The following is a 23903-nucleotide window of genomic DNA, read 5'->3' as shown; positions in this document are numbered from 1 at the left end:
TAAAAGGAGGTCGTTTTTTATGGAAGCCATACTATATGTAGGCCACGGCAGCCGTGTTAAAGCCGGAAATGAACAAATGAAGGATTTTGTGGAAAAAGCCAAGCTGGCTGTAGACTGTGATATTCAGGAAATCTGCTTTTTAGAATTAGCGGCGCCTGATATCACAGAAGGAATGAAGCGCTGTGTGGAAAGAGGTGCTGCCTCTATTCTCGCTGTACCCGTGCTGTTATTTTCAGCAGGCCATATGAAAGTGGACATTCCCGAAGAACTGGTTAAAGCAATGGAACATTTTCCGGATGTTCCTGTTAAATTTGGAAAGCCGTTTGGTGTACATGAAGAAATACTGCATGTACTTGAAAAAAGGCTGACCGAAGCCGGGTGGAAACAGGGAGACGATGCAGACTTTTTGATGGTTGGAAGAGGCAGCAGTGATATCGGCGCCCTTCGTGATTTCAGCGCAATGTGTACGCACCTGCAGAATAGAACCAAAGCGAAGCGGGTGGAAAAAGCCTACCTGGCGGCCGCACTGCCTACATTTGATGAAGGACTGGAGTCTATTTCTTCTTCAGAAGCGCAGGCTGTTTATGTTCTGCCTTATCTGTTATTTACAGGCATGCTTATGAAAGAGCTAAACGAAAAAATTGCTGCAAAGTCCCGTGAAATGAATATTCCCATTATTTTATGCGACCCGCTGGGATTTGATAAAGACTTAGTAAAAATACTCTGCGAAAGAGTCGAAGATACAAAGGCCCGGCCGGTTTTTACAGGAGACGTTATTCCATATGTATGATTTCCCGGTCTTTCTCTCTCTTACAGGGATGCCTGTGGTCGTCATAGGCGGAGGAAAGATTGCCTTTCGTAAGGCGGTGAAAATAGAAGAATCCGGTGCGGACATGACGGTAGTGGCACCGGAATTCCATGCCGGTTTTGAACAGTGGATGCAGGAAAAAAATATTAAAAAGATAAAAGATAAAGCCCGGCCGGAACATATAAAAGGTGCTTTTCTCATTATTTCTGCTTCTGGAAGCCTTGAGGCAAAAGAAATGATAAAGGCCCATCACAGTTCCAATCAGCTCATTAATGGGGCAGATGATAAAACATTCGGAAACACGGCTTTTCCGGCTGCGATTAAAGAAAAGGAATTTCATATAGCAGTTTCCACCGGCGGCCGGTCTCCCCGCCTGGCAAAAGCGATAAAAAACCACCTTATTTCTATAAAAAACCAGCTTCGGCATCTTTGAGCATTCAAGCTTAAGGATGCTTTTCTGTTTTTGTAAAAACGAGATCATGCGATACAATAAAGAAAATGAATGGGGGAAGGATTAAATGCTGCAGTCGGACTATGAAACAGGCCTTTCTCCGGAAGAGCTGTACAACCAGCTCAATGGAAAATCACTTGCAGAGCAGTTGGAGCTGGTCACGAAAAGGTTAATGGGTATTACAAGCGTGACGGATACAGAAGGAGAAAACGAAATTTCTTCTTATTTATATCGATTTCTCCTACAGTTTCCCTGCTTTAAAGGAAATCCGGAGAATTTATGGAAACAGGCGATCCCGGGAGATGATCTGCACCGGAAAAATATTTTCGCGCTTATTTCCAGTGCAGAACCGTCGTCGGATACGGTTATTTTTCATGCGCATTATGACACGGTGGGAATAACGGATTATGGCAACGTGCAGCATATTGCCGGGGAACCGGACAAACTGAAAGAATATTTTTCCGAACAGCAGCCCCGTACAAAGGCTGCGGCTGACGCCAAAGGAGAGGACTGGCTTTTCGGACGAGGCTCGGTAGATATGAAAAGCGGTATGGCGGTCCACCTTCTGAATGTTCTTTACTACAGTACGCATGAAAACGAGTGGACGGGGAACATAGTGCTATTGCTCAATGCGGGGGAAGAGAACGATCATATCGGTATGAAAGCGGCAGCAGAAGAGTGGCTGCGGCTGCAGGAGGAAAGAGGTCTGCGCTACAGACTGGCTGTAAACAATGATTATACGACGTCTCTGCAGGAGGGAGATTTGAATCATTACGCATATACAGGCTCCGCCGGGAAAATGCTTGCCTGTTTTTCTATTTTCGGCCGGCCGGTGCATGCCGGGGAAGTAATGGCAGGGCTCGATCCTACGTTTATCTCTTCTGCACTCAATCAGGCAGTCAGCTACAATGCAGAATTTATGGAAGTGCTTCCCGGGGAATTTACTCTTCCGCCAGTCTGTCTTCAGCAAAAAGATACCAAGCAGGGCTATAACGTGCAGACGCCTGAAAGCGCCCGTCTGTATTTTAATTATTTTTTGTACGAAGAAACTATTGAAGAAGCTGTACAGAAGCTTTCTAAAGAAGCACAGAAAGTAAGCAGAGATATTGCTTTGGATATGAAAAAAAGATATGATTCGTTTCTGCAGAAAACGGGGGCACGTCCTGATACTGTTCCTTCATGGGAAATACGGGTCGAAACATGGGACGGATATTGTGAAAAGCTGGAAAATGACGGAGTGCAGGTGAAAGCTCTTGTGGAAAAAGCGGAAAAGGAGTCCAGACTGCTGGATAAAAGAGAAAAAAGCTTTTACATAGCAGAAGCGCTGAGAAAGGAAGATTTGGATAAATCTCCTCTGATTCTTTTATTTCTGACCGCACCCCTTATTCCTCCCGTGACGATCAGAAACCCGGATGTTCAGGAAAAAATTCAAAGAGCGCTGGAAGATACAGAGAAAACATATCATGTTCCGATTGCTTCCAAACAGTACTTTCCTTTTTTATCAGACAGCAGTTTTTTATCGTTGGAGAGCCGGTTTCTTTCCTCCAGTGAAGAGGCTTCTGTTCCTCATATGCCGGGGGGATTTAAAACACACCAGCTGCCACTGCAGGCTATGAAAACGCTTGGAATTCCAGGGATTAACCTTGGTGTTTATGGACGGGACGCTCATCAGTATACAGAGAGGCTTTATAAGCCCTACAGCTTTGAGATCCTTCCTTATTTTATCAGAAGGGTTGTACAGGAATTTTTATAAGAGCACAGAGAGTGTGTGCATGAAACAGAGGGAAAGTTATGTATGAAACAAAGACAACCAGGGAAAAATTTCGTTTATTTATTTTTATTATGATGCCGATTCTGATCACACAGTTCGGTTTATTCGGCATGAACTTAGTTGATACGATGATGTCAGGGCGTGCCGGGGCTTCGGAACTGGCCGGCGTGGCAATAGGATCGAGCATTTGGCTGCCTGTTTCGACAGGTATCATGGGCATCATGATGGCGCTGCCGCCTATCTTATCGCAGCATATCGGCGCAAAAGAAGAAAGCGTCGTTTCCATGAAGGTAATACAGGGAGCATACCTGGCTGTTGCTTTATCTCTTCTCATTCTTGCGGTGGGAGCCTTTACGCTCAATCCTATTATCGGATTAATGGAATTGGAGCCACAGGTGGCCCACGTTGCCAAACATTATTTAATCGGCCTTTCATTTGGTATTCTGCCTTTATTCATCCAACAGGCATTAAGGGGCTTTATTGACTCACTGGGCCATACAAGAGTTACGATGGTAATTACGCTGCTTGCCCTGCCGGTGAATGTGGTATTGAACTATGTATTGATATTCGGTCATTTCGGCTTTCCGGAGCTTGGCGGAATTGGAGCCGGCTATGCGTCGGCTGTTACCTACTGGTTCATTTTGTTTGTTACTATTTATTTTGTTGCAAAAGTGACGCCTTTCCGCGAATATCGGATTTTCCGCACGAGTTACCGTGTGCTTCCCGCCATTTGGAAAGAAATTTTATTTATTGGCCTGCCTATCGGCTGTACTATTTTCTTTGAAACAAGTATTTTTGCAGCCGTGACGCTTTTAATGAGTGAGTTCAGTACCGCCGTTATTGCCGCCCATCAGGCTGCATTGAATTTTGCCTCTCTTCTTTATATGCTGCCGCTTAGTATTGCGTTTGCTTTAACAATCGTAGTAGGACATGAAGTGGGGGCCGGGCGCTACAGCCATGCCCGAACGTATGCGAGATTGGGCATGCTTACAGCACTCGCCATGGGAGTAGCGGCTTCCATCATTATTTATGCAACAAGAGGTCCCGTTATCTTTTTGTATACGACGGACAGTACAGTAGCGGAATGGATGAACGTGTTTTTGATTTATGCTATTTTCTTCCAGCTTTCTGATGCTATTGCTACTCCAATTCAAGGTATCCTCCGCGGGCATAAAGACGTTAATATTCCGTTTTTGTACGCTTTTATCGCTTTTTGGATCATCGGCCTGCCTTTAGGAATTGTATTGGCCAGATTCACTGCACTTGGCCCATTCGGCTATTGGGTGGGACTGATAGCGGCTCTTGCTGTAATTGCCTCCACGCTTGCTGTGCGGTTAAGAAACATCCAGAACAAAAAAGAAAAACTCCATCCGGAACGTGTATAACGTTCGTATAACGGGTATTACATCCATATAGAAATGGGGGAGTTTATTTGAATAAATTAGAACCAAACACGCTTAGAATAGCAAACGCTGTAGCTTTTGTGGTCGTTATTATTATGAACGGACTTGCTAATGCGCTTCCTTTGAACAATAACAGCACAGGCGACATCTCCGACAGGCTGAATGTATTATTTACACCGGCCGGGTATGTGTTTTCGATTTGGGGAGTCATTTATCTAGCGCTTTTGGGATGGATTATTGCATCCTTTCTCGTAAAAAGAAAACAGCAGTATATTTTTACGGGCATTGGCCCATGGTTTTTAATCAGCAGTTTTTTTAATATATTCTGGCTGTTTATGTTTCATTACGAACAATTCCTGCTTACATTTGTTGCAATGACAGGACTGTTGGTAAGTCTTTTAGTCATTTACCGGCGTCTCAGCGCCCAAAAGGCATCTTTTCTGGAGAAACTGCCTTTTTCCCTTTATACGGGCTGGGTGACGGTTGCTTTCATCGTAAATGTCGGGATTGTCTTTGTGACGTTGGGAATTGATGGATTTATCTTTCCCGGCTCTTTCTGGACAGGACTGGTCGTTATCCTTGGTGCAGCGGTACCTATCTATGTCATGAAAAGACAAAAGGATATTATTTACCTTCTTGTTTTTGTATGGGCATATTTTGGGATTTTCGCAGAGAGAAACGAAGCACATCCATTTTTGGCCGCAGTGGCGTTTATTGCCGCACTTGGTATTCTGGCATTTGGTGTGTGGGAACTTTGGAAAAGTAAAAGAAAGGCAGTGAGATAGTGTGGCCGTAACAAGAGAAGAACTTCATCAAATGGTGGATCACTTAACAGATGAAGAAGCAGAAGCAGTATACACGTATATTAAAGAATTAAAGGAACTTGAAGAAGAGGAACTCTCAGAAGGCCAGGTAAACGGTCTTTATGACCAGGAGGCGTATTTGGAAGAAGGAGAAATAAACCCAACAGATGATCCGGCAGGGCTGGAAAAACCGCCGAAAGGAAGAAACCTCTAAATCAACGTTGAATAAACGGTAGATCCCCTTTATACTTTACTTTGGCAGAGTGCTAATATAATAAAGGGGATTCTATATGTTAATTGTTATTTCGTCTGTACTCATTATGATTATTCTAAGCCTGCTCCGTGTAAATGTGGTGCTGGCTATACTTATTGCGGGCATTGCAGGAGGCATGCTTGCAGGGATGGATATTACATCTTCCCTTGAACTGCTGGTGGCAGGAATGGGCGGCCAGGCAAATACGGCTCTCAGCTATATTATGCTCGGCGTATTTGCAATTATGATCGGCTACTCCGGTATCACCAATGTGCTCGTGCAGTATTTAATTAAAACCCTCAAAGGAAAACGGGGAGTGCTTCTGCTTACAATTGCAGGGGTTGCCTGTCTTTCCCAGAATGTGGTGCCGGTGCATATTGCGTTTATACCTATTTTGATTCCGCCGCTTTTATCTTTGTTTGACCGGATGAGAGTAGACCGGCGTGCTGTAGCTGCAGCGTTGACTTTTGGTCTGAAAGCACCCTACGTGATGCTTCCGCTTGGTTATGGATATATTTTTCATAATACGATAGCGGTTGAAATGACGGCAGGCGGTATGGATATTGCCAATACTGAAATATGGAAAGCGATGCTGCTCCCGGGCATCGGCATGATTATCGGTTTATTGATTGCGCTGTTCATTACTTACAGAAAACCGAGGGATACTGTACCTGAAAATGAATCGGTTGATGCACCTGTAATGGAAAAAGTTACGTTTACGAAGCAGCATCTGCTGACGATTATTGCGATCGTGGCAGCTCTTGGTTCACAGATATATTTTGATTCATTAATTCTTGGTGCACTGACAGGAATTGTATTAATGTTTTTATTCGTTGTAGTGCCTTTCAAGAATGGTGACAGTGTTGTAAATGAAGGAATTAAATTAATGGGCATGATTGCGTTTGTTATGCTGATTGCTTCCGGTTTTGCAAACGTTCTTCAGGAAACAGGAGCCGTGGAGCAGATGGTCGATCAGACTATTCAATATTCTACCGGTGCAACGGTACTGACAGCAGCGATTATGCTGCTTACAGGGCTTATTATTACCATGGGTATTGGTACTTCTTTTGGAACGATACCTATTTTAGCTGCGCTGTTTGTACCTTTTTGCTTGAGTGTCGGATTTTCTCCTCTCGCAACAGCTGCCATCGTCGGCACAGCAGGTGCAATGGGAGATGCCGGTTCACCTGCTTCTGATTCGACGCTCGGTCCAACTTCCGGTTTGAATGCGGACGGCCGTCATAATCATATTTGGGATACATGTGTACCGACGTTTCTTCATTACAATATTCCATTGTTTATATTTGGACTGATCGCAGCCATGGTTCTTTAAATAAGGCAACTTTTAGAAAGAAAAGAGTGTGCAGATGAATACAGAGAAAATTTATGATGTTATCGGCATTGGCATTGGTCCTTTTAATCTGGGACTGGCCGCATTGCTGGATCAGGTAGAAGAAGTGGATGAATTGTTTTTTGAGCAGAAGAGTCAGTTTGAGTGGCATCCGGGGATGCTGCTTGAAGGGACCGTGCTTAATTCCTCTTTTCTGGCTGATCTGGTAACATTTGCTGATCCTACAAGCCCGTACAGCATGCTTAATTATTTTCATAAGCACAACCGGCTGTTTCAATTTTATTTTAATGAAAAAATGCAGGTGCCCCGCCGCGAGTACGATGCTTATGGAAAGTGGGTATCTGAACAGCTTTCTTCCTGCCGGTTTGGATACGAAGTAAGCAACGTAGAAGAAGTAAAAGAAAAAGGCTGTTATGAAATAAAGGTAAAGCAGGCAGGAACGCAGAAAACAGATATTTACTATGCAAAGCATGTAGTACTGGGAGTCGGAAACACCCCGATCGTTCCACCGGGGTTGGAAGGCACCAATCAGGAAGATATTTATCACACGGAAAATTACAGCTTCAATAAAGAAACACTGCGTGATGCCAAAGCTGTAACAATTATCGGCTCCGGCCAGAGCGCGGCAGAAGTATTTTATGATCTGCTTCAGGATCAGAAATACTTCGACTACCGGTTGTCCTGGTTTACGAGGTCACCGCAGTTTTTTCAGGCCGAGAATGCTAAAGTAGCACGCGAAATTTTCTCTCCGGATTATGTGAACTATTTCCGCTCGCTTGATTTTGACACAAGAATGAAAGGTCTTCCTAATCTCGATCAGGCGAGAAAAGGAATAGAGCAGGATATTCTTTATAAAATCTATGATCTGCTTTACCATCGTTCGATTGAGCGTGACGATCCAAAAGTCACGCTGCAGGCAATGACGGAAATGAAAGGCATTACCGAAGCCGAAGAGTATTCATATGTAGTGGAATGTTTCCAGTGGCAAAAAGAAAAAACCTTTTACCATCCCACTGATAAACTGGTACTCGGCACCGGATACAAGCCGAGCCTTCCGGAATGGCTCGATAAAATGAGAGAGGAACTCTCCTGGGAAGATGATAACCACTTCGAAGTGGATGATCATTACCGGCTTAAGTTTAAAGACAATAGAGAGCATTCTTTGTTTACACTCGTTAATATTGACCATTCACACGGAACGGCGGCGACCAACTTAACGTTATCCGTTCTTCGAAATCAATCTATTATTAATGCCATCTGCGGCTATGATCGTTTTCCAGTTCAGAAAGATACTGTATTTCAACAGTTTTTTCCGGAGTAATTATGTGAAAATATGTAAAAAAAACACAAGTCGTTTTAAGTAAACCCTTTCAGGAAATGGACGAATAGGACAATTTTTGAAGGGGGTATGACGATGAGCAGAAAAATGCTTTATGCAGCTCTTTCCGGCGCGCTGACTGTCAGTATGCTGGCAGCCTGTGGAGGAACGGACACGGAAGAAGATCCCGCTATGGACGAAGAACCTGAAATGGAAGAAGAACCAGCTGAAGATGAAGAGATGTAATATAGAAAACTCTCCTTTCCGGGAGAGTTTTTTTATTTTGTAATGCAGTTATCTTTGAAGCAGGAAGCCGCCATGATAAAATGATGCTACTATACTAACCGTCCGGGAAGCCCAGCTTATAGGAAAAGAGGAGAGGTTATGCTTTGGCTGACTCTTGCTTTTTTAATCCTGCTGCCTGTTGTTATCGCATCTATCACGATAGTAGTCAGTTTAATCATGAAGTGGCTGCTGGAAAAAGAGGTTAATAATCGGCAGGCGTATTCGGTTTTTCATTTTGTGAATATCGCCTTCACGATAATGATGTGGGGAACAACAAGTATTGTTTTTTATGGACTTGTGCTGGAAAAGATCACGGAAACAGGCTGGCTGACAATGACACTGTATGCTTATGTTTATCCCCTTCCTGTCATTCTGCTTCTTTATATAGCGGCTTCCAGGCTGTTTCGTTCCTGGATCTACCCGGTCAGCAGCCGGACGGACAACATTGTATATTTAAAAAGAAGAAGCGGTTTGTTTCGATAAGAAAGTGGGAGCAGCATGGCAAAAACAAAATTTTATGTTGTATGGAAAGGCAGAAAGCCGGGCATTTATAGCACCTGGCCGGAATGCCAGAAGCAGGTAAAGGGCTATCCCGGCGCCCGCTTTAAATCATTTCCTGGAAAGGCAGAAGCAGAACAGGCTTTTGCCGGGGAATCTGAAGCAGCGCCAGCTCCGGGAAGCAGCAGTTACATTGAAGAAAGCGTATCGGTGGATGTTGGTTCCAGAGGAAACCCGGGGCCGGTTGAATATAAAGGTGTGTATACAAAAACGGGAGGGGTGCTGTTTGAACATCCCGGCTTTCCTAAAGGGACCAATAATATGGGAGAGTTTTTAGCGATTGTCCACGCCCTGCAGTATTTAAAAGAAAAAAACAGCTCGATTCCGGTTTATTCTGATTCCATGACTGCCTTAAAGTGGGTAAAAGACAAAAAGATAAAGTCCACTCTCGGACGTGACAGGGAGTCAGAATCAATATGGAATGCTGTCGACCATGCAGAGACATGGCTTAAAGAGAATAGCTGGAATAACCCTTTAATCAAATGGGAAACTAAACAATGGGGCGAAATCAAAGCGGATTACGGAAGAAAATAATCACTGCGGAAAGGCCGGTCTTACAATGATGAAACTAGGCGTGCTTGATCAATCTCCGGTAATAGAAGGGAAAACCCATGCAGAAGCACTGCAGGATACGGTAGAACTGGCAGAGGAAGCCGATCGGCTGGGTCTCTCCAGGTTTTGGGTGTCAGAACACCATGCAGCAGCCAATCTAGCAGGGGCAAGTCCGGAAGTATTGATTCCACACATAGCAAGCCGGACAAAAAACATAAAAGTAGGATCCGGCGGAATTATGCTTTCTCATTATAGTGCGTTCAAAACAGCCGAAAATTTCAGTGTGCTGGAAAATCTTTATCCGGGTCGGATCGATCTGGGCGTCGGTCGGGCTCCGGGCGGCATGCCGATCGCAACGATGGCCCTGCACGACAGAAGAAAGCGGGAGACCCACCGTTATCCGGAACAGGTAAAAGATTTAATAGGCTACCTTCATGATTCGCTGCCCGAAGATCATTTTTTTAAGGATCTTCACGTAACACCCCGAATAGAGGCGCCTCCGGAGATCTGGATGCTCGGATCAAGCGCTGGCAGCGCAGCTCTTGCGGCAGAATACGGCCTGCCTTACTGCTATGCGCATTTTATCAATGCAGAAGATGGGGAAGAAGCGACGAGGCTGTATCGGGAACAGTTCCAGCCGTCTGTCATTTTAAAGAAGCCGAAAGTGATTACGGCTGTTTTTGCAGCGGCTGCTTCCACCGCCGGAGAAGCCGAAGAAATAGGCCGTGTGATGGATCATGTGCTTTTATCCGGGGAACAGGGGAAACCATTGAACGGTATTCCTTCTTTAGAATCTATCGCCTCTGTAACATATGAATCATATGAAAAGAAACGGATCGATTATAACCGGGCGCGGATGGCAGTGGGAACGCCGGAAAAAGCAGCTGCTGCGCTGAAGGATATCGGAAACAGGTATTGTGCAGAAGAAATTATGATCGTTTCTCTCGCTCCTTCCTCTGCGCAGAAGATCCATTCCCTTCAGCTGATTGCTGATGCTTTTTCATAAATTTTTCATAGGATGTTTAAATGTATCCAATGAGAGGGTAAACCAAACAATGTAGACGAAATCTGTTTGAAGGAGTGAATCGAATTGGCTAAAAAAATTGCCGTAGTAATGACAGACATGTTTGAAGATGTTGAATATACAGATCCAAAGCAGGCTTTCGAAAAAGAGGGCCACGAACTAACCGTAATAGAATCAGAAAAAGGTAAAACGATTGAAGGCAAGCAGGGGGAAACAAAAGTAAAGGTGGATGCATCTATCGATGATGTGAAGCCTTCTGATTTTGACGCATTGTTTATACCGGGCGGATTTTCTCCTGACCTTCTTCGCGGAGACGATAAATTTGTTTCATTTGCAAAGTCTTTTATGGATGAAAACAAACCCGTATTTGCTATCTGTCACGGACCACAGCTTCTCATTACCGCTAAAGCACTGGAAGGAAGAGATGTAACCGGCTTTACTTCCATTCATGTGGATATGGAATATGCAAAAGCGAAAGTACACGATGAAGAAGTTGTTGTCTGCAGCAACCTGGTAACAAGCAGAACGCCGGACGATCTGCCTGCATTTAACAGAGAATCACTAAAGCAGCTGAAATAAGCAGTAAAGGCAGATCCAGTCGGGTCTGCCTTTTTTTGAGCAAATAAGAAGAAGGCAGTATGCCGCAGTGATATAATGGAAAACGAGGAGTTGATTTGGAATGAATGAAAAGACAGAACTGGCTACGTTTGCCGGAGGCTGTTTTTGGTGTATGGTAGGGCCTTTTGAACAAGAAGAAGGGGTTCATACGATCGTTTCCGGCTATACCGGCGGACATACGGAAAACCCTACCTATCAGGAAGTATGCACCGATACAACCGGGCATGTAGAAGCGGTACAGATAGAATTTGACCCGAATAAAGTAACGTATGACAAACTGCTTGAAATTTTCTGGCGCCAAATTGACCCAACGGATGCAGGCGGCCAGTTTAATGACCGCGGAGAATCCTATGGAACAGCCATCTTTTATCACGGCGAAAACCAAAAGCATCAGGCAGAAGCATCTAAAGAAAAACTGCAGAAAGAAGGACCGTTTCAAGGGAAAATAGTTACCCCTATACGTCCTGCAAAAACTTTTTACAGAGCAGAAGAAGGGCATCAGGAGTACCATAAAAAAAACAGCTATCACTATAATATGTACAAGCGCGGATCCGGAAGAGCCGGGTTTATAGAAACACATTGGGGGAATAATTAATGGCAGATAAAGAAGAACTAAAAAAGAAGCTGACTCCTATTCAATTTGAAGTAACACAAAACAACGGAACAGAACGCCCGTTTGAAAATGAATATTGGAATCTAATGGAAGATGGACTGTACGTGGATGTTATTTCAGGCAGACCCTTGTTTTCATCAAAGGAAAAATTTGAATCAAGCTGTGGATGGCCGAGTTTTACAGCACCTTTAGAAGAAAAGGAAGTAGCAGAGCATTTTGATACGACATTTGGAATGCGCCGCACAGAAGTACGTGCCAAAAATTCCGACTCCCATCTGGGCCACGTATTCAATGACGGTCCGAAGCCAACCGGCCTTCGCTATTGCATTAACTCTGCTTCTCTTCGCTTTATTCCGAAAGACAAGCTCGAAGAAGAAGGCTACAGTGAATACGCAGAGTTGTTCAAATAAAAGGTTTAAGCAAAAAAGAAAAGGGAATAGTTTGTAGTGTACTAACTATGTGCCTATAGAGCAGATAAAAGATCTGCGGGAACCTATTATACTATTAAATGCTATCCAAGGAGGACATTACCGATGGACCAAAAAACACAAGAACTAGTAGAAGGACTAAACACAGACCTGGCTAATGAATATGCAGCGATGATTATGTACAGCAATAACGCTGCTGTTGTATCCGGACTATACCGTCAGGTGCTGAAGCCGTTTTTTGAAGGAGAAGTAGCTGATGAGCAGTCCCACGCCATTTATCTGGCAGAAAAAATCAGTATACTTGGAGGTACTCCAACCACAGTTCCTGCTAAAGTAGAACAGACGAGCGATGTAAAACAGATGCTCGAGAACGCAAAGCAGTCTGAGAAAGACACCATCGAGCGTTATAAAGTAAGAGCAAAGCAGGCGGAAGAGCTTGGTTTAATCGAACTGCAGCTTAAACTCGAAGACTTAATTTCCGATGAAACGGGCCATATGGAAGAAATCGAAAGATTACTAACAGACCCACGCATGCATTAAAGAAAAGAAGACCAGAGCCCTGGAGGCTCTGGTCTTTTCTTTTATATAGCAGAGGTGGAGGGCTGTGCGCTCTGGGATGTTTTGTCATCGATCCGGTCTTCGATTGCCTTCATTGCTTCAGGGTCATTCAACAGGGCTTCGCGGTTTTTATTTATCAGTTCCTCTAAAGTTAATCTGTTTGGTTTTCTCATACTATCTCTCTCCTTTTCTATTCTCTAATTCCAGTATAGTAGTGTTTTACTAAGAATAGCGGCCTTAAATGTTACTATTTTTTGAAAACTTTGTATTATCTAAAAATATAGTTTATTTCCTTTACAATCTGATTTTTTCCTGTTACGATGTGTATCAATTCATTTTATAGAGAAAGTGAGCAAACGCTCACTAAGTATTTTCAGAATATTATATTAAAGGAGTGCGGGAGATGACGGGAGAGAGAAAAGAAGCAGAATTCCAATTTTCAGTAGAAGAAGAAGGATTTGAAATGCTCGAAACGGATTTCTTTATGACAGAAGTATATAATGGCTGATAAATAAGCAGGAAGCTGATACATTCAGCTTCTTTTTTTATATTTTAATGAAAAACAATAGGAAAGCCGAATCAGCAGATACGGAGCAAATTTTCTTTACAAAGAGGAGTAAAGAACAGGGAAAAGTGGTATGTTAATGTTATATCAAATAAAATTGCCTGAAAGGTGGATGTATCAATGACACAACAGAATAAAAGCAAAAAAGGACTGGGAATAGGGATTGGGATTGGAATTGCAGCACTCTTAGCAGTAGTGCTTGGCAATAAGACGTCCAGAGAGAAAGTAACGAGCGGCACAAAAACGACCGCTTCTAAAGTTAATGGGGCTACTCAATATATTTCACAGAACAGAGAAGAAATTATCGATACATTAAAGAAAGCCTCCAATCAAATTTCAGAGCTCCTGCAGGCAGCGAATGAAGACGTACAAAAGATTTCCGAAACAGCCGGCAACCTGAAAGAAACGACAATGAATATTAAAGATACAACGAAGAAAACAGCACAGGAAATGAAAGAAATTAAAGAAGAAACGGTTTCCAAACTGTCTGAAGAAGTACCATCTGCACCAGCTGCCTCTGATTCAAACGAAGAAGCTTCAGCTGATGAAAGCAATGTACACCCACTTCCAAGAGGAAAAGAGTCCATCTAAAATAAAAATGATAAATTTTATGTTTACTACTACCCAATTTAGGAAAAACAGGTTCTAAGAGACTTTTCCAAGGGGGATTCAACGTGAGTGAAGTAGAAAATATAAAAAAATTATCCAATATGAAAGATGATAACGGCATACTCTCTATTTACCTTAACACTGATTTTACAGAAGGAAATCAGCAGGGCGGCGAATGGAAAATCCGCTTAAAGAACGGCTTAAAAAAATTAAAAGAATATGCTGAAGCGGGCGGATCAAAAGATGAGCTGAAAACATACAAAAGTATAGCCGATCAAGCAGATCGACATATACATGATCTTCAGGCAGACATGCAGAAAGGACTCATCCTCATTATTAACTCGGAAGGCAGCGTGCTGCTCGAGAAAATACTGCAGGTGCCGATTGAAACGGATTTCCAATGGGAAAAGCAGCCTGTTGTAGACCAATTGGACTTTCTGCAGAAAGACTATCCTGCTGCGGCCATTATGCTCGTGCAGCAAAGAGATGTTATTCTGCTCGATACCGCTTTAGGAGAAATACGCGATCAGCGTAAATTCAGCTGGGAACTTGAATCCGAAGACTGGAAGCAGTACCAGGGAACGGCCGCACGAGCTAAAACTGCTTCAGGTTCAACGCACATTGATGAACTGCAGCAGCGGTTTGAGGAAAACCAGCAAAGATGGTACAAGAAGCTGGCGCCTACTCTGGATAAAGAAGTGAAAAAGCGCGGCCTGGAAGGTGTATACCTTGTCGGAAGCAAAGAGTACGTCAAAGACCTGGAACAGCATTTAGGAGCAAAGATCCTGGATACGATTCCTAAAAACTTAATATCCAAGCCTGCTCATGAAATTGTAAACGAAGTATACGGGGAAATCGTCCGTTAAAAAAACTCTGCTGATACTCTTATCAGCAGAGTTTTTTGTGCTGTCAACGGGCAGCCGCTGGGCATAAAAAAAGCTTGGAGAGTGGACGAAGCAGCGCCACTAGATTAAAATGCAGAAGAGACGATTGATAGAAAGGGTGCGTGCAGATGGATTTTTCAATGACTGAACATGGATTTACGACTGAAACAAATTATGGAACGCTTCATATTTCGAGTGATGAAGAATACGGATTCCGTCCTTATCAGCTGATGACCGCATCTTTAGCTGTGTGCAGCGGCGGCGTACTGAAAAAAATAATGCAAAAACAGCGCATGGATGTGCAGGATATAGCGATCCGGACTAACGTGGAACGAAGTGGTACAGAAGCAGATGAAATAACGAAAGTATCCATTCATTTTATTGTAGACTCTGTTCATAAAAACGATAAAAAAATGCAGAAAAACATGGAATTAACGAGAAAATACTGCTCCATGGTGCAATCTGTTAAAGACAGCATACAAGTAGAAGAAACGTACGAATGGAAATAAAATAGGCTCGAGAGCAAAAAGAGGAGAAACAAATGGCAGCAAGCACCCGCATGGATTTTACAGAAGGCAGCATTATGAGGAAGATGATTCTCTTTTCCTGGCCTATTTTTTTGGGCAATGTGCTGCAGAGTTCTTATCAGATTGTAGACAGCCTCTGGGTGGGTAACCTTCTTGGAGCACAGGCTCTCGGGGCGGTTACGCTCTCAAGCACTGTCATTTTTACTATTCTATCTTTTATTATAGGAATTAACAGCGCGACGCTGACTATTTTATCGCAGCGGATAGGAGCAGGCGACAATGAAGGATTAAAGCGCTCGCTGAACGCATTTGTAACGGTGCTGGGCATATTAGCTGTAGGGCTTGGAGTAGTTGGCTTTTTTATGTCCCCATATATTTTGCAGCTCATGGGAACGCCGGAATCGATTATGCCGATGGCTTCTACGTATCTGCGAATTAACTTTATTGGTATTTTGTTTTTGTTTGGATATAATTTCATCGGCACTGTGCTTCGGTCTGTAGGGGACAGCAAAACGCCTCTACGCTTTATTATGCTGGCTGTAGCATTGAACATCGTTCTTGATCCTTTATTTATTCATGTATTGGACCTTGGAATCAGCGGTGCTGCCTATGCGACTGTTATTTCCCAGGGAATCGCATTTTTATTCGGAATTATTTATTCTATCGTAAAAAAAGGAGTTCCTTTTTCCATTCCGTATATTCCTGCGATGGAAGAATGCAGGCGTATTATTAAAATAGGGCTGCCTTCCGGCTTTTCTATGGTAGCCATCTCCGGTGGTGTTCTTGCCGTAATGACGGTAGTTACCTCGTTCGGGGAAACAGCCGTTTCCGGGTTCGGCGCAGCCCAGCGGCTCGACAGTGTGATTATGCTCCCATCTCTTACGCTTGGGTCCGCTATTACGAGCATCGCCGGTCAGAATATCGGTGCTGAAAAGTGGGATAGAGTAAAAGAAATCGCCAAAAGCGGACTTATTCTTATTTTTTCTGTGTCTCTTGTTATCAGCACAATCGTATTTATTTTAGCTGAATTTCTAATGGGACTGTTTGTAAGTGATCCCGGAACGATCGAATTCGGCGCCCAGTATCTACGGATTGTTGCGTTTTGTTACCCATTTTTAGGTATTAATTTTGTATTAAATGGTATCGTCCGCGCGTCCGGTGCGGTGATGCAGGTGCTCGTGCTTAATATTATATCGTTCTGGCTGCTCCGCTTCCCGCTGGCCTGGATTTTCTCGGAATGGTACGGGGAAATTGGCATTGGAATTGGAATTGGACTAAGCTTTTTAATAAGCAGCGTGTTTGCTGCCGCCTACTACAAATATGGAAAATGGAACAAAATTGATATTTTTAAAGAAGAAAAAGAAGCTCCCGCTAAATGATAAAGCAGAAAGGAACAAGTTAAACATGAGTACCCCTATCCACACGAAAGAACAGCATCTCAATTATTTACAAAATCGATTTGGATTAATGCAGCAGATGATTACAGGGATGCCCTCAGATGAGGCAGGTATAGAAGACCTGGAGCGCCTTGAACAAATGCTTGATAATATTATGGTCAAAATTCAGCAGTTTAAACCGGACTGGAAAGAGCAGGAGGAATAGACATGGAAGTGTATCTCGTCCGTCACGGGGAATCGGAAGGAAATCGATCAAAAACACTGCAGGGCTGTATGAATTTCGACCTGACGGATAAAGGCAAAAGCCAGGCAGCAAAGCTCGGAGACTTCTGGGCCGGCCGCCATGCGCTGGATGTACTATTCAGCAGTGATTTAGTGAGGGCACATGAAACAGCAAAAGCAATCGGGGCAGAGCAGGATCTCCCGGTACAGACAAAAGAGCTGTTCAGGGAAATAAATCTGGGACCGATGGAAGGCAAAACGAGAGAAAAAATTTACGAAGAATTTCCTGAGGTGAAAGAAAAAGATCTGCTTTGCAGTGGCCTTGATGGAGCAGAAACGGTAGAAGATATTACAAAAAGATGTAAAGATCTTAAAACCATGCTTCTGGCAGCCGATTTTAATAAGGCAGCTATCGTTTCCCATGGTGGATTTCTTACAATTTTCCTTATGTATCTTATTCTTGGAGAAGAGTGGCACCGGGTGGAACGGCCGTTTCGTATGGACAATACCGGCATTACAAAAATTGTGCGCACCGATAATGCGCTGCATGTCGACTATTTAAATAACCGTCCTCATTTACTATAGAAAAAAGAGCAGCCGCGGTAGAACCGGGCTGCTCTTTTAATCGTACTGCGTGTATAAATAAAGAAGTTATCCATCATAATTGATCGGCGAGCCGGGTCCTAAGTCCAGGCCGAGCAGCATCCAGACAATGAGAAGGACGGACCAGGTGAGCAAGAAAACAAGGGAGTACGGAAGCATAACGGATATAAGCGAACCGATTCCCATTTTCTTATCATACTTCTGGGCAAAAGCGATTATAATCGCAAAATATGTCATAAGCGGAGTAATAATGTTTGTTGATGAATCAGCAACACGGTAGGCCATCTGCGTAAGTTCAGGAGAATAGCCCAGCTGCATCATAATTGGGACAAATACAGGCGCCATAATGGCCCATTTAGCTGAGGCACTACCGATAAATAAGTTGATAAAACCGGTAATCAATATAAATACGAGGAGAAGTGGTATACCCTGCAGGTTAATGGTCTGCAGAAACTCTGCGCCATACACGCTTAATACTAATCCCATGTTGGTTTCATTAAAGTAGGCCACAAACTGTCCGGCGGTAAAGGCAAGAACGATAAACATTCCCATGGAAGCCATCGTATCAGAAAGCTGGTTGGCTACGTCTTTATCGTTACGAATCGTTTTCGTGACAATCCCGTAAACCACTCCGGGAATAAAGAACAAAATTAAAATAGCTACAACAAGAGAGCTCATAAATGGTGAAGTTGCGACAAAGTTTCCAGGCTCCCCGTGAAGCGGCGAGTTCTGCGGTACAACCAGAAAAGCGAGTAGAGCAGCGGTGACGATAAATGAAATGCCGGCCCACAGCATGCCCTTTTTCTCTTCAGAAGTTGCCCTGCCGATCGTTTCACGGTAGTCTCCTTTATACTCACCAAGGCGGGGTTCCACAATTTTTTCACTAACAATTGTACCAACAATTGTGAGGAAAAAAGTAGAAACGATAATGAAATAATAGTTCATGGCGTTGTTCATCGTATCTGCATACGCAGGGTCAATGGTTGCTGCTGCCTGCATAGTTAACTCTCCAAGCATCGGGTCGGTGGCGGAGAGAAGCAGGTTGGCACTGAAACCTGCGGACACACCGGCAAATGCTGCAGCGAGACCGGCCAATGGATGACGTCCTAAAGCTGCAAACAGCATCGCTCCAAGCGGCGGAAGCACGACATAACCGGCGTCCGATGCGACACTCGACATGATACCGGCGAATACCAACGCTGCAGTGAGCAGTCTTGTTGGAACAGAGAAAACAAATGAGCGGAGCAGAACACTGATTAATCCAGTACGCTCAGCAATACCGATACCAATCATGGTAGCAAGTACTACACCCAAAGGAGCAAAGTTTATGAAATTGTCGACCATGCTTTCAAATAAATAGACAATTCCCGAGCTGGACAACAGACTCGTAATCGTGATCATTTCTCCCGGTGCTGCTGGATCTTCTACAGAAATACCAGTTGCAGAAAGAATGGCCGAAAGAAAGATAACAATCACTGCCAGGATTGCAAACAGAGTAATTGGATGCGGAAGCCTGTTTCCTGATTTTTCAACAATATCCAGGAAACGCTGGAGCATGCCGCGTTTCTTAGCAAGATCTGCCATATGTAATATCCCCCTAAATAAGTAGTTGTTGAATATATAGAAATATTCAGAATTTGTGCATGTTTAGTAACACACAACGTACATTATAGCGGCAATTTATTATAATTGAAACATTTATTCATAATAATTATGACTGATTTTCTTCCATAGGAAATAAACGTACAAAATAAGATCTACTGTTATCAGTATAGTAAGCGTTATATTTTAAAATAAAACAAGAAGTCTAATAAAACAGAATTATCAAATTATTTTATTGATATAAAGTATTAAAGATATTATATAACACAAGCATGGTTTCAAAGCCTTAATAAAGCAGGATAAATGTTATAATATAGGACAATGGATTGTTGGAGGAATGGCAATGAGCAGATGGGTATATGAGACAGCAATTGAACCTGTATATAATTACAAACGAATGCTGCAGAGAGTAGGAGCTGATCCTGTTCATTCTGTTGATCTGTATAACAATCGAATACTGTTTCCTTATAAAGAGCAGGGCAGCAAAGAAGTGCTCGATATTTCTTTTAAAACAATGAATAAAGAAAACCGGATAACGATCAGAGGCACATGTAAAGAGAAAGATCGTGCCGTGAATGCTGTATATAGTGCCTTTGCGCTCGATGCGGAATTAGAAAATATTTCACTGCATTTTTAAGATACAGAAATCGCTCCCTTATTTCAGACGTATAAAGGGGTTCCATTAGTAAGAGAACCGGAGCTTTATGGATGCCTGATAAAAACAATTATTCATCAGCAGCTGAATATGGCCTTTGCCTATACGTTGTCCACAAGATTTGTAGAGCGCTACGGAGAAACACTGGGAGGGGCATGGTTTTATCCGTCTCCTGAAAAGACAGCAGAGCTTTCCACCGCCGAGCTGATGGACCTGCAGTTCAGCAGACGCAAAGCGGAATATGTGATTGATACTTCCAGGCAGATTGCAGAAGGATCCTTATCCCTGGAGCGGATGGAAACAGAAGCGTCCAAGGATGTTATAAAAAAGTTGACAGCAGTCCGCGGGATTGGTCCCTGGACCGCAGAATGTTTTCTGTTATTCGGACTGGGAAGGCTGGATTTAATGCCTGCCAAAGACATTGGAATACAAAATGGATTAAAGAAGCTGTTGGAACTGGATAGTAAGCCTTCAGAAGAAGAGATCAGAAAACGAGCATTGAAATGGGCTCCTTACGAAAGCTATGCTGCTTTATATTTATGGCTGAGCACCGAATCAGTGTCTTAATGGAGTGAGAAGAATGAAACAAAATGAGCGGACGTCCAAAGAAGTACTTTTGAAACAACATGATGAAATTCCGTTGACTATTAAAAAATTAGGCATAAATGGAGAAGGGATCGGCTTTTTTAAACGAAAAGCGGTTTTCGTTGCCGGTGCACTCCCAGGGGAGGAAATTGTTGCAGCGATAAGCCTCGTAAAGTCGAATTATACTGAAGCCGTCATAAAAACAATCAGAAAAGCATCGCCGGAACGGGTCTCCCCGCCGTGTCCGGTTTACGATAAATGCGGCGGCTGCCAGATTCAGCATATTTCCTATAAAGGACAGCTGAAAAACAAACAGGATATAGTCGCTCAGGCGTTTGAGCGCTACGCCGGAAAATATAAGGTTACGGTTAAGGAAGTTAAGGGAATGAAACACCCATGGCAGTATAGAAACAAAAGCCAATGGCAGCTTCAAAAAAGAGAAGGCAGAACAGCGGCCGGTCTTTATTCATTGGACAGTCACCGCCTCGTCGATCTAACCGGTCCGGGGTGTATGGTGGAACATCCGCTTGTAGAAATGATTAATCAAAAAACAGCCGCGATCATTAAAGAGCTTGATCTGCCTATTTATGACGCCAAACGAAAGAAAAACGGGCTGCGCACGATAGCAGTCCGGATTTCTACCGCGGAAAACACAGCCCAGCTTACTTTTATTTCCTCAAGCGATGACCTGCCGAGCAAGAAGAAAGTCATTGCCCGCTTGAGAGAGGAGATACCTGAAGTAGTGTCTGTCTTTCTAAACGTCCAGCCTTCCCGGGCATCTACTGTATTCGGTCAGAAAACAGAACATCTCTGGGGAGAAAAAACGATTACGGAAACGCTGGAAAGCTATTCCTATTCCCTCTCCCCCCAGGCTTTCTTTCAGCTTAATCCGGAACAAACGGTCGTTCTCTACAACGAAGCAAAAAAGGCAGCCGGACTGACGGGGACAGAACGGATTGTAGATGCTTACTGCGGCAGCGGAACCATCGGAATATGGATGGCAGATCAAGCAAAAGAGGGCCGTGGAATGGACATTGAACAGGCAAGTATTAACAATGCTTCTAAAAATGCAGACGCATACGGATACAGTCATTTTAAATACTATCAGGGAGCAGCGGAAAAGCTCCTTCCTCAATGGCAGCAGGAAGGCTGGCAGCCGGATGTTGTCTTCGTAGATCCTCCGCGTACAGGCTGTGATGCTGTTTTTTTGGAAACGATTATTCAAATAAAGCCTAAAAAGCTTGTCTATATTTCCTGTAATCCGTCTACGTTGGCAAAAGATGCCGAAACTCTTCTAAAAAAAGGTTTCTCTATAGGAGAAGTCCAGCCTGTGGATATGTTTCCACAAACGGCACAGGTAGAAGCAGTAACCACATTTTATTCCTCTTCAAAAGAACAATAGAAAGAGTATAATAGAGATATACAAGGAGGGCTTATCATGAGAAATTTTCAATATGCAGATACCCCGGCAGGCCAAAAGATAGCAATCAGTTCAGACTTTGCCGCCGGAATTGGGGAAAAAGAAGGCGACAAAGTTAAATGCTCCTATGACCTGCTAGCTTCCATGACAACAAGAGTGGTTTTTATGGAAATGTTGAGCGGGGGAGGCTCTCCTTTTGCCGTTACGATAGCGAACGGGTGTTATGAAGATACCTGGAAGACAATCGAAAAAGAAATAACAAAAACATCTACAGCGCTTGGCTACCCGGATATTGTTTTGACGGGGAGCACAGAGTCCAATATAGAACTGCAGGAGTCTTCTCTGGGTATTACAGTAATAGGGGAAGGCAACAGCCGCATGGCGGGGCGTGAAAGGCCGTCCATTGAGAACCTCGGTTTTGCTGTTATTGGAGAGCCGCTCTCAGGAGACGATGTCATAGAACTGAGCGATCATATGGTTCCTCTTCACATGTTTAAAGTACTCGTTGAAAACGACCACGTATGGGACGTCGTGCCAGGAGGATCGAAGGGGATAGCTTACGATTGGCAGAGGCTCATTGAAAGAGAAGGGACAGTCCCGGAAGACATTCCGTTTTCCACCGTTAATTTATATGTATCCTGCGGGCCTTCATCAGCGATTCTCATCAGCTATGATAAGCATAAAGAAGATGAAATATACCAGCTCTGCGGTTCTCACTTTCATCCAATCCAGACATAAAGGAGGCAGAGGATGGAAGACCACGCTTCCTTATTTCAAAAAAAGTTCCAGTCGCTTGAAGAGTTTGCCGATTATATCAGTACACTCCTGGGCGGCCCTGTAACGATTGAAGATGCGGGGCACCGGCTTTTAGCCTACAGCACGCACAGTGATTATTCAGATGAAGCAAGGGTCTCTACTATTATGAGCAGGCGTGTGCCGGAAAACGTTATAAACAAGCTCTGGAAAGACGGTGTTATTCCTTCGCTTCATAAAGAACAGGATCCGGTCGTCATTTCAAGTATACAAGATATTGGTCTTGGAAATAGAATGGCTATAGCGATCAGGCGGAAACAGGAAATCATGGGCTATATCTGGGTTATCGAAGGCAATAATGCCTTTTCACCGGTACAGGAAAGACTGCTTAAAATGGCTGCGGAGAAAGCTGCGAATGAACTGCAGCAGCGGCATATGCAGAACAAGCAGCAGGAGAAAAGCAGGGAAGAGTTTTTCTGGAGGCTGTTAACAGAAGATATTAAAGATGCGCCGTCTATTACAAAACAATTCGAACGCTGGTATGGTAAAGCTCCGGCCCGTCCATTGATCGTGGTGCTGGAATCAGAAGACGCTATCGATGACATTATGTTTCGGTCAGTTATGTATTTAGTCCGCGGCTCTCAGAAAGTGAAGCTGTGGCTGCAGACCCGAACGAATGACCAGGTTATTCTGCTGATTGAACCTGCTGCTGATTCTTTCTTAAATACAGAACAGTACTTTATGGATGAACTTTTGCAGCTGCTTAAAGACCGCTTTACTGCCCGTCAATTTATAGGAAGCGGCCGTGAGGTATCATTGACTCAAATAAAAAAGAGTTACGAAGAGGCCCAGGTCGTTATTAGAATGCAGCGGCGTCTTTCCTGGACAGAGCAGAATTTGTATACGTTTGAACAGCTGGGCTATTTAAAATACCTGGAAGCAGCAGTGGAAGAACATGCAGCAGACCAGGGCCGGTCTCATCCGGTAATCAACAAACTGGTCGTGTATGATACTAAAAATAATACAGACCTTTTAAATACCCTCTACATTTTTCTGCAGTCCTGCAGCGTAAATAAAGCTGCAGAATTTATGCATATTCATGCTAATACAATGGCCTACCGCATCAAGCGAATCGAAGAAATTACGGGCATGAATACAAAAAAACCTCATGAACAACTCTCTTTATTGATGGAATTTACATTGCGGGAGTACATAAGCAGCTGAGTTTGTGTTTTTTCACAAACGAGCGGCTTTTTCTTTTCAACTGTACACGAAGATTTTTCATGA

Annotated in this window: 29 protein-coding genes; 27 read left to right on the top strand and 2 right to left on the bottom strand. The window is 43.6% G+C overall.

Going from position 1 to position 23903, the window contains the following annotated elements:
* The first annotated feature begins 19 nt into the window (after window positions 1-19).
* The 16 genes from AC5W14_RS08630 (at window position 20) to AC5W14_RS08555 (ending at window position 12776) form a co-directional block, all read left to right on the top strand.
* On the top strand, window positions 20-790 hold the full coding sequence (locus AC5W14_RS08630) for a sirohydrochlorin chelatase (RefSeq protein WP_496194136.1): 771 nt from the start codon (window positions 20-22) through the stop codon (window positions 788-790).
* The gene (locus AC5W14_RS08625; protein ID WP_496060433.1) at window positions 783-1241 is read left to right on the top strand and encodes a precorrin-2 dehydrogenase/sirohydrochlorin ferrochelatase family protein; all 459 of its coding nucleotides are present in this window, start codon (window positions 783-785) and stop codon (window positions 1239-1241) included. The genes AC5W14_RS08630 and AC5W14_RS08625 overlap by 8 nt, the downstream gene beginning before the upstream one ends.
* Before the next feature lie 85 nt (window positions 1242-1326).
* Window positions 1327-3012 carry a M20/M25/M40 family metallo-hydrolase gene (locus AC5W14_RS08620; RefSeq protein WP_496194135.1) on the top strand — a complete coding sequence of 562 codons (1686 nt, stop codon included), beginning with the start codon at window positions 1327-1329 and terminating at the stop codon, window positions 3010-3012.
* A 38-nt stretch (window positions 3013-3050) separates the two neighbouring features.
* On the top strand, window positions 3051-4415 hold the full coding sequence (locus AC5W14_RS08615) for an MATE family efflux transporter (protein WP_496060435.1): 1365 nt from the start codon (window positions 3051-3053) through the stop codon (window positions 4413-4415).
* Window positions 4416-4462: 47 nt separating this feature from the next.
* Window positions 4463-5218, top strand: a complete 756-nt coding sequence (locus tag AC5W14_RS08610) for a TspO/MBR family protein (protein ID WP_496194134.1) — start codon at window positions 4463-4465, stop codon at window positions 5216-5218.
* A gap of 1 nt (window position 5219) precedes the next feature.
* Window positions 5220-5450 (top strand): hypothetical protein, encoded by a 231-nt coding sequence (locus AC5W14_RS08605; RefSeq protein ID WP_496060437.1) that lies wholly within the window; start codon window positions 5220-5222, stop codon window positions 5448-5450.
* Between the two features lie 76 nt (window positions 5451-5526).
* Window positions 5527-6822, top strand: a complete 1296-nt coding sequence (locus tag AC5W14_RS08600) for a Na+/H+ antiporter family protein (protein ID WP_496194133.1) — start codon at window positions 5527-5529, stop codon at window positions 6820-6822.
* 34 nt (window positions 6823-6856) lie between these two features.
* Window positions 6857-8161: a lysine N(6)-hydroxylase/L-ornithine N(5)-oxygenase family protein gene (locus AC5W14_RS08595; RefSeq protein WP_496194132.1), complete on the top strand. Its 1305-nt coding sequence runs from the start codon at window positions 6857-6859 to the stop codon at window positions 8159-8161.
* A gap of 93 nt (window positions 8162-8254) precedes the next feature.
* Window positions 8255-8404 carry a hypothetical protein gene (locus AC5W14_RS08590; protein ID WP_496060440.1) on the top strand — a complete coding sequence of 50 codons (150 nt, stop codon included), beginning with the start codon at window positions 8255-8257 and terminating at the stop codon, window positions 8402-8404.
* Between the two features lie 138 nt (window positions 8405-8542).
* Window positions 8543-8926, top strand: a complete 384-nt coding sequence (locus tag AC5W14_RS08585) for a hypothetical protein (protein WP_496060441.1) — start codon at window positions 8543-8545, stop codon at window positions 8924-8926.
* 15 nt (window positions 8927-8941) lie between these two features.
* A complete protein-coding gene (rnhA, locus tag AC5W14_RS08580) occupies window positions 8942-9535 on the top strand; it encodes a ribonuclease H (RefSeq protein ID WP_496194131.1) in 594 nt (197 codons plus the stop codon).
* A 25-nt stretch (window positions 9536-9560) separates the two neighbouring features.
* The gene (locus AC5W14_RS08575) at window positions 9561-10559 is read left to right on the top strand and encodes an LLM class flavin-dependent oxidoreductase (protein WP_496060443.1); all 999 of its coding nucleotides are present in this window, start codon (window positions 9561-9563) and stop codon (window positions 10557-10559) included.
* An 84-nt stretch (window positions 10560-10643) separates the two neighbouring features.
* Complete coding sequence (locus tag AC5W14_RS08570) at window positions 10644-11156, top strand: type 1 glutamine amidotransferase domain-containing protein (protein ID WP_496060444.1); 513 nt, start codon at window positions 10644-10646, stop codon at window positions 11154-11156.
* 100 nt (window positions 11157-11256) lie between these two features.
* Complete coding sequence (msrA, locus tag AC5W14_RS08565) at window positions 11257-11790, top strand: peptide-methionine (S)-S-oxide reductase MsrA (protein WP_496060445.1); 534 nt, start codon at window positions 11257-11259, stop codon at window positions 11788-11790.
* A complete protein-coding gene (gene msrB / locus AC5W14_RS08560; RefSeq protein WP_496060446.1) occupies window positions 11790-12218 on the top strand; it encodes a peptide-methionine (R)-S-oxide reductase MsrB in 429 nt (142 codons plus the stop codon). Before msrA ends, msrB begins: the two co-directional genes overlap by 1 nt.
* 123 nt (window positions 12219-12341) lie before the next feature.
* On the top strand, window positions 12342-12776 hold the full coding sequence (locus tag AC5W14_RS08555) for a ferritin-like domain-containing protein (protein ID WP_496060447.1): 435 nt from the start codon (window positions 12342-12344) through the stop codon (window positions 12774-12776).
* Between the two features lie 41 nt (window positions 12777-12817).
* On the opposite strand, the gene AC5W14_RS08550 is transcribed toward AC5W14_RS08555, so the two are convergent.
* Entirely contained in the window at window positions 12818-12967 is a 150-nt protein-coding gene (locus AC5W14_RS08550; protein ID WP_496060448.1) for an FbpB family small basic protein, read from the bottom strand.
* Between the two features lie 512 nt (window positions 12968-13479).
* Here AC5W14_RS08550 and AC5W14_RS08545 point away from each other — a divergent pair.
* The 6 genes from AC5W14_RS08545 to AC5W14_RS08520 all read left to right on the top strand — a co-directional run bounded on the left by AC5W14_RS08545 (window position 13480) and on the right by AC5W14_RS08520 (window position 17583).
* Window positions 13480-13950: a hypothetical protein gene (locus tag AC5W14_RS08545; RefSeq protein WP_496060449.1), complete on the top strand. Its 471-nt coding sequence runs from the start codon at window positions 13480-13482 to the stop codon at window positions 13948-13950.
* Window positions 13951-14033: 83 nt separating this feature from the next.
* A complete protein-coding gene (locus AC5W14_RS08540; RefSeq protein WP_496060450.1) occupies window positions 14034-14834 on the top strand; it encodes a VLRF1 family aeRF1-type release factor in 801 nt (266 codons plus the stop codon).
* 146 nt (window positions 14835-14980) lie between these two features.
* Window positions 14981-15361, top strand: coding sequence for an OsmC family protein (locus tag AC5W14_RS08535; RefSeq protein ID WP_496194130.1), 381 nt, complete (start codon window positions 14981-14983; stop codon window positions 15359-15361).
* A gap of 32 nt (window positions 15362-15393) precedes the next feature.
* Window positions 15394-16758 carry an MATE family efflux transporter gene (locus tag AC5W14_RS08530; RefSeq protein WP_496060452.1) on the top strand — a complete coding sequence of 455 codons (1365 nt, stop codon included), beginning with the start codon at window positions 15394-15396 and terminating at the stop codon, window positions 16756-16758.
* A 25-nt stretch (window positions 16759-16783) separates the two neighbouring features.
* Window positions 16784-16981 (top strand): SE1561 family protein, encoded by a 198-nt coding sequence (locus tag AC5W14_RS08525; protein WP_496060453.1) that lies wholly within the window; start codon window positions 16784-16786, stop codon window positions 16979-16981.
* 2 nt (window positions 16982-16983) lie between these two features.
* A complete protein-coding gene (locus AC5W14_RS08520) occupies window positions 16984-17583 on the top strand; it encodes a histidine phosphatase family protein (RefSeq protein ID WP_496060454.1) in 600 nt (199 codons plus the stop codon).
* A 66-nt stretch (window positions 17584-17649) separates the two neighbouring features.
* Here AC5W14_RS08520 and AC5W14_RS08515 read toward each other — a convergent pair whose 3' ends face one another.
* Window positions 17650-19185 carry an AbgT family transporter gene (locus AC5W14_RS08515; RefSeq protein WP_496060455.1) on the bottom strand — a complete coding sequence of 512 codons (1536 nt, stop codon included), beginning with the start codon at window positions 19183-19185 and terminating at the stop codon, window positions 17650-17652.
* 361 nt (window positions 19186-19546) lie between these two features.
* Here AC5W14_RS08515 and AC5W14_RS08510 point away from each other — a divergent pair, with 361 nt between their 5' ends.
* From AC5W14_RS08510 to AC5W14_RS08490, 5 genes are read left to right on the top strand one after another with little or no spacing between them, the layout of a single operon-like run.
* Complete coding sequence (locus AC5W14_RS08510; RefSeq protein WP_496194129.1) at window positions 19547-19840, top strand: hypothetical protein; 294 nt, start codon at window positions 19547-19549, stop codon at window positions 19838-19840.
* A 9-nt stretch (window positions 19841-19849) separates the two neighbouring features.
* Complete coding sequence (locus AC5W14_RS08505) at window positions 19850-20425, top strand: DNA-3-methyladenine glycosylase family protein (RefSeq protein WP_496194319.1); 576 nt, start codon at window positions 19850-19852, stop codon at window positions 20423-20425.
* 13 nt (window positions 20426-20438) lie between these two features.
* Window positions 20439-21845 carry a 23S rRNA (uracil(1939)-C(5))-methyltransferase RlmD gene (gene rlmD / locus AC5W14_RS08500; RefSeq protein ID WP_496060457.1) on the top strand — a complete coding sequence of 469 codons (1407 nt, stop codon included), beginning with the start codon at window positions 20439-20441 and terminating at the stop codon, window positions 21843-21845.
* Between the two features lie 36 nt (window positions 21846-21881).
* Window positions 21882-22601, top strand: coding sequence for a hypothetical protein (locus AC5W14_RS08495; protein WP_496060458.1), 720 nt, complete (start codon window positions 21882-21884; stop codon window positions 22599-22601).
* 12 nt (window positions 22602-22613) lie between these two features.
* Complete coding sequence (locus AC5W14_RS08490) at window positions 22614-23840, top strand: PucR family transcriptional regulator (RefSeq protein WP_496194128.1); 1227 nt, start codon at window positions 22614-22616, stop codon at window positions 23838-23840.
* The last annotated feature ends 63 nt before the right edge of the window (window positions 23841-23903 follow it).

It is taken from the genome of Sinobaca sp. TMA16-18 (genome assembly GCF_059510535.1).
This window is presented reverse-complemented; position numbering and strand designations above follow the sequence as displayed.

Bases quoted from the DNA above. Each gene is read 5' to 3' on its own strand.
- AC5W14_RS08630 (WP_496194136.1), top strand. From the start codon at position 20: ATGGAAGCCATACTATATGTAGGCCACGGCAGCCGTGTTAAAGCCGGA.
- AC5W14_RS08625 (WP_496060433.1), top strand. From the start codon at position 783: ATGTATGATTTCCCGGTCTTTCTCTCTCTTACAGGGATGCCTGTGGTC.
- AC5W14_RS08620 (WP_496194135.1), top strand. From the start codon at position 1,327: ATGCTGCAGTCGGACTATGAAACAGGCCTTTCTCCGGAAGAGCTGTAC.
- AC5W14_RS08615 (WP_496060435.1), top strand. From the start codon at position 3,051: ATGTATGAAACAAAGACAACCAGGGAAAAATTTCGTTTATTTATTTTT.
- AC5W14_RS08600 (WP_496194133.1), top strand. From the start codon at position 5,527: ATGTTAATTGTTATTTCGTCTGTACTCATTATGATTATTCTAAGCCTG.
- AC5W14_RS08595 (WP_496194132.1), top strand. From the start codon at position 6,857: ATGAATACAGAGAAAATTTATGATGTTATCGGCATTGGCATTGGTCCT.
- AC5W14_RS08590 (WP_496060440.1), top strand. From the start codon at position 8,255: ATGAGCAGAAAAATGCTTTATGCAGCTCTTTCCGGCGCGCTGACTGTC.
- AC5W14_RS08585 (WP_496060441.1), top strand. From the start codon at position 8,543: ATGCTTTGGCTGACTCTTGCTTTTTTAATCCTGCTGCCTGTTGTTATC.
- rnhA (WP_496194131.1), top strand. From the start codon at position 8,942: ATGGCAAAAACAAAATTTTATGTTGTATGGAAAGGCAGAAAGCCGGGC.
- AC5W14_RS08575 (WP_496060443.1), top strand. From the start codon at position 9,561: ATGATGAAACTAGGCGTGCTTGATCAATCTCCGGTAATAGAAGGGAAA.
- msrA (WP_496060445.1), top strand. From the start codon at position 11,257: ATGAATGAAAAGACAGAACTGGCTACGTTTGCCGGAGGCTGTTTTTGG.
- msrB (WP_496060446.1), top strand. From the start codon at position 11,790: ATGGCAGATAAAGAAGAACTAAAAAAGAAGCTGACTCCTATTCAATTT.
- AC5W14_RS08555 (WP_496060447.1), top strand. From the start codon at position 12,342: ATGGACCAAAAAACACAAGAACTAGTAGAAGGACTAAACACAGACCTG.
- AC5W14_RS08550 (WP_496060448.1), bottom strand. From the start codon at position 12,967: ATGAGAAAACCAAACAGATTAACTTTAGAGGAACTGATAAATAAAAAC.
- AC5W14_RS08545 (WP_496060449.1), top strand. From the start codon at position 13,480: ATGACACAACAGAATAAAAGCAAAAAAGGACTGGGAATAGGGATTGGG.
- AC5W14_RS08535 (WP_496194130.1), top strand. From the start codon at position 14,981: ATGGATTTTTCAATGACTGAACATGGATTTACGACTGAAACAAATTAT.
- AC5W14_RS08530 (WP_496060452.1), top strand. From the start codon at position 15,394: ATGGCAGCAAGCACCCGCATGGATTTTACAGAAGGCAGCATTATGAGG.
- AC5W14_RS08525 (WP_496060453.1), top strand. From the start codon at position 16,784: ATGAGTACCCCTATCCACACGAAAGAACAGCATCTCAATTATTTACAA.
- AC5W14_RS08520 (WP_496060454.1), top strand. From the start codon at position 16,984: ATGGAAGTGTATCTCGTCCGTCACGGGGAATCGGAAGGAAATCGATCA.
- AC5W14_RS08515 (WP_496060455.1), bottom strand. From the start codon at position 19,185: ATGGCAGATCTTGCTAAGAAACGCGGCATGCTCCAGCGTTTCCTGGAT.
- AC5W14_RS08510 (WP_496194129.1), top strand. From the start codon at position 19,547: ATGAGCAGATGGGTATATGAGACAGCAATTGAACCTGTATATAATTAC.
- rlmD (WP_496060457.1), top strand. From the start codon at position 20,439: ATGAAACAAAATGAGCGGACGTCCAAAGAAGTACTTTTGAAACAACAT.
- AC5W14_RS08495 (WP_496060458.1), top strand. From the start codon at position 21,882: ATGAGAAATTTTCAATATGCAGATACCCCGGCAGGCCAAAAGATAGCA.
- AC5W14_RS08490 (WP_496194128.1), top strand. From the start codon at position 22,614: ATGGAAGACCACGCTTCCTTATTTCAAAAAAAGTTCCAGTCGCTTGAA.